Below are 4,848 nucleotides of genomic sequence, written 5' to 3'. Positions count from 1 at the left end.
AAATTACAATGGAGGGCTGATGGCAATGAAATTTTCTAATGGTTATTGGATGGCGAAGGAAGGCTACACCGTTCTGAACCCTGTTGATGTCCGCGAAGTGGAGCAAAATGGCAGCAATCTGACGGTTTATGCCGCTGCGCGGAAGATTCAGCGAAAAGGTGATACCTTAAATGGCGGGATGCTGACATGTGAATTTAGCTCGCCTTTACCAGATGTCATCCGTGTACGCTGGACGCATCATGCAGGCAAGCAAACGAAGGGACCAGCTTTTGAATTGTTTGATAATCCGCAGACTCCTGTTTCTATTAATGAAAGCAGTCACCATATGACGCTAAGATCCGGAAATTTAAGCGTCAAAATCAATAAACAAGATACATGGGGAACGGAATTCTTTTACGAGGAACAACGTTTGACCGGCTCCAACAGCAAAGGTGCGGGACATATTACAACGGACAACAAAGATGTATACTTTCGTGAACAGCTGGAACTTGGTGTCGGCGAACACATTTACGGGCTTGGAGAACGCTTCACCTCTTTCGTGAAAAATGGGCAAACGGTAGACATCTGGAACGAAGATGGCGGCACAAGCAGCGAGCAAGCTTACAAAAATGTTCCCTTTTATTTATCGAGTAAAGGCTACGGCGTATTCGTCAATCATCCTGGGCATGTATCGTTTGAAGTTGGCTCTGAAGTTGTGTCCAAAGTCCAATTCAGCGTGCCAGGCGAAAATGTTGAGTATTTCATTGTCGGCGGCCAAACACTGAAAGACGTTCTGAATAATTACACCAAGCTGACTGGAAAACCCGCTTTACCTCCAGCATGGTCGTTCGGCTTGTGGCTAACCACGTCCTTCACAACCAATTATGACGAAGCCACTGTGAATAGCTTCATTGACGGTATGATCGAGCGCGACCTTCCGCTGCATGTGTTCCATTTTGACTGCTTCTGGATGAAAGAATATCAATGGACGAACTTTGAGTGGGATGCCGATATGTTCCCTGATCCGGTAGGCATGCTGAAACGCCTCAAGGACAAAGGCCTTAAAGTTTGTGTGTGGATTAACTCGTATATTGGCCAGAAGTCGCCGCTTTTCAAAGAAGGCATGGAGCAAGGTTATTTGGTCAAAAACCTGGAGGATGACGTGTGGCAGTGGGATCTCTGGCAGGCTGGCATGGGGCTGGTCGATTTCACCAATCCAGACGCAACAGAGTGGTACAAGGGCCATCTGAGACGGCTGATTGATATGGGTGTAGACTGCTTCAAAACCGACTTTGGCGAGCGCATCCCTACCGATGTTAAGTACCATGATGGCTCTGATCCGCTGAAAATGCACAACTATTACACCTTCCTGTACAACAAGGCCGTATTTGAAGTGCTGGAAGAAAAACTCGGCAAAAATGAAGCGATGCTTTTTGCCCGCTCAGCCACAGCAGGCGGCCAGCAGTTCCCTGTGCACTGGGGCGGCGATTGCTCGGCCAATTACGACTCCATGGCGGAGTCGCTGCGCGGAGGCCTCTCGCTCGGTTTATCCGGCTTCGGCTTCTGGAGCCACGACATCAGCGGCTTCGAGAGAACAGCGCCGCCTGATATTTATAAGCGCTGGGTCGCCTTTGGCCTGCTATCTTCGCACAGCCGCTTGCACGGCAACGAGTCTTACCGCGTTCCGTGGCTGTTTGACGAAGAAGCCGTCGATGTGCTCCGGTATTTTACGAAGCTCAAAAGCACGCTGATGCCTTATCTGTTTGAAAGTGCCATACAGTCCACCGAGATGGGGATTCCGATGATGCGCGCGATGGTGCTCGATTTCCCTGCGGACCCTACTACCCATCATTTGGATACGCAGTACATGTTAGGCGATAATCTGCTTGTAGCTCCGATCTTCAATGATCGCGGACAAGTGATGTATTATGTGCCGGAAGGACGCTGGACCGACTTCTTTGGCGGACAAGTCATGGAAGGCGGCAAATGGCACGAAGAAACCCATGGGTACATGRCACTGCCCTTGCTGGTTAAGCCGAATTCGTTGCTCGCTATCGGAGCCAACGATCAGAAGCCGGATTACGACTACGCAGATGGCGTATCCCTGCATTTGTTCGAACTGCAGGATGGCGCCAGCGCTGCAGCGTCGCTGTACAGCTTGCAAGGCGAGCTGGAAGTGACAGTGAAGGCTGTTCGCCAGCATGAAGAAGTGAGCTTCTTCATTGAAGGTGCAACGAAGCCGTATACCATCGTGCTGAGAGACATACATGAAGTCGCTGGCGTAGATGGGGCGGAATGGATGGATTCCCCTAACGGCATCGTGCTTACGCCTGAAACAGGCAAATCGCAGTTAGCCGTGCGGTTGTAAAAAAAGGCAGTTCCCTAAGTAGAAGCTTCTACTTTTGGGAACTGCCTTTTTTGTTTGCCGGCGTGCTGTTTGCCATTTCTATTTATGCTCCGCCCAATGTGCGGATCATTATGCTGCAGTCCAACCATTTCCACTTCTTGACCCATCGTTTACATGCATCCGTGTGCGAAGGGGAACTACAGRSCGCTATTCCCCTGAAAAAGYACATTTTCCAMCTRCCGGGGGAACTACGGWSYYCTATTTWRCCGTTTTCACCCGGAAAACGTGCAAACCCGGCCAAATAAGAGCCTGTAGTTCCCCTTCGCGTGAAATCTACTCGTTTTCATCGAAATAGGGGATTRTAGTTCCCTTTAAAGTAGCCTAGCGGAATTTCACGCTAGGTTTCTATTAATTTGTTATTAGGGCATGCGGTGGAAGTTGGCTATATGTGGAGTTGTGCGATGGGATCGTGGAAGGTAGGTAAAGTAGCTAACAGTAGTGCCTGACGGAGTTTGAACCGTCAGRCTCCATGCCTCCGAGGTGAGGATAATTAAATCTGGATTATCTCTTCTAGCGCGCGTATAACTAACCCAGAAGCCGCAATTGCTGAAATAATCTCACCTAGCGTCCAACTTCGCACGAGAACCCTCTCCAATCCCGAGCGTTCTTCCTCTGGGAGCAATTTAGCAAATGCCACATCTCCTTCTTTTATTCCCTTTTCAAAATAGTTGCCACTTGGTTGAGTCAGATTTGCCGTAGTCATCCAAGCACGTGCAAAAGGATGAAAGTCGGTCAAAAGGAACCTGCCATTTCTCCCAAGCCTGCGACGGACCACCGCAAAGATATCGTTAAGATCAGTGAAATAATGCAAAACACCAAACTCCATCAGCACGATGTCAAATTGGCCAAGTGACTCTTCATTTGGGATTTGCAAGACATCCGAACAAATATAGTCAAGTTGCACACCGACGGCTTCGGCAACTTGCTTGGCATACAAGCGATTTTCTTCAGAGATATCAACTACGGTTGCATCCGCGCCTAACATTGCAAATGAGATGGCTTTTCTGCCGTGTGAGCCAAGAAGATTAAGCAATCGCTTTCCACTTGGATCACCTATGTATTTTAACCAATAACGTAGATGATGTTTGTGTTCCCTTTTCAACTCTACGGCAAGTTCATCGGGTGTCCCGAAACTGTGTACCCAAGCCTGATACGCTTTCGTTTCCCAAGCCTTCTTGTTTGCTCTTGAAAACTCCTCTTGCACATCCATCCCCCCAGGTTCTTCTGACTCCAAAAGCTCTTACTTTGCCATATCCTTAATTTACCACATATTTCAGAGCAACAAACAGGTCTTCTTCCGCGTCTAAACATTACTAAAGTCTAAGGAGTATAGGATATGAAGATAAAAAATGGCTTGCAAACAGGAGCAGCGTTGATGCTTCTGCTCATGGGCATGCTCCCGACAGCAAATGCTCATGCAAATGCGGACACTTCGCTTCCCGTCTATCTCGATGGCCATCCGTTGAGCTTTGAAACGCCTCCCGTTATCGAAGATGGCTACAGTCTCGTTCCACTTCGAGCAATTTTTGAGGCTGAAGGCGCAAAAGTTTCTTGGGATGACAACACACGAACAGTTACCGCTATGAAAAATGATATCGTATTTACATACCGCATAGGTGACATGACGGCTTATAAAAATAAGGACCAGCTAGATATGCCGATCGCGGGCAAAATTATTGACGGCTCCACGATGATTCCGCTTCGATTAATAAGCGAAACGTTGGGTAATCTCGTGAAATGGCATGAATATGCGCGATCAATTACGATTTCCTCGGCGAATGAGTATGAAACCAGGATTGAATATGGCGTCAATCTGCGTGACGCTCCGGATACGAGTGGGCAAGTTCTTCGAATGATTCCGAAGAGCGAGAACATTCATGTGATCCGAGAAGTCGACGCCAACTGGTTGGAGGTGCAGACGAAGGACAAGACGATTGGTTTCCTTTCTGCAGCCTCCCAGTATACGGATTACGCCAACGTCGCTTCAGCAGATAAAAAAGCCGAGGATTTGCTCACCTTCGGAGCGAAATTTCTCGGAACGCCATACGAATTCGGTGCAGATTCCGGTCAAACCAAGACATTCGACTGCTCCTCATTCGTCCAATATGTGTTCAAGCAAGCATTGTCAATCGATCTCCCGCGAGTCTCCTACAACCAGGCATTGAAAGGAACTGAAGTCCCTCTGGATGAGCTGCGCAAAGGTGATGTGCTGTTCTTTGACGCACGCGGGCTCGATATCGGACATGTTGGCATCTATGCAGGAGACGAGCGGATTCTTCATACTTACTCCAAAGAGCAAGGCGTGCATTATGAAGACTTTACTGATAAATGGAAAAAGCGTTTTGTCACGGCTAGAAGGATGTTCTAATTCCTTCATCAAAGTGGGATAATGGCTAGTCCCGAGGCAGCATTCCCTACTTTTATCGTGTCTATGACCTTATTATCCCGGACTCTTATAACAG

The 4,848-nt window shown here is 48.2% G+C and carries 3 protein-coding genes; 2 read left to right on the top strand and 1 reads right to left on the bottom strand.

Translation table 11 applies throughout. The annotated features are described in order from the left end of the window. The first annotated feature begins 25 nt into the window (after positions 1–25). Positions 26–2,347: an alpha-xylosidase gene (gene yicI, locus AC1DUA_RS30775; protein WP_477503367.1), complete on the top strand. Its 2,322-nt coding sequence runs from the start codon at positions 26–28 to the stop codon at positions 2,345–2,347. Between the two features lie 529 nt (positions 2,348–2,876). Here yicI and AC1DUA_RS30770 read toward each other — a convergent pair. Beyond that, positions 2,877–3,596: a class I SAM-dependent methyltransferase gene (locus AC1DUA_RS30770; protein ID WP_477503366.1), complete on the bottom strand. Its 720-nt coding sequence runs from the start codon at positions 3,594–3,596 to the stop codon at positions 2,877–2,879. Between the two features lie 126 nt (positions 3,597–3,722). Between AC1DUA_RS30770 and AC1DUA_RS30765 the strand changes: the two genes are divergently transcribed. Further along, positions 3,723–4,754 (top strand): stalk domain-containing protein, encoded by a 1,032-nt coding sequence (locus tag AC1DUA_RS30765; RefSeq protein WP_477503365.1) that lies wholly within the window; start codon positions 3,723–3,725, stop codon positions 4,752–4,754. The last annotated feature ends 94 nt before the right edge of the window (positions 4,755–4,848 follow it).

Source organism: Paenibacillus sp. 01T422 (assembly GCF_056398785.1).
Note: the sequence above shows the minus strand (reverse complement) of the source record. Positions and strands in the feature narration are given on the sequence as shown.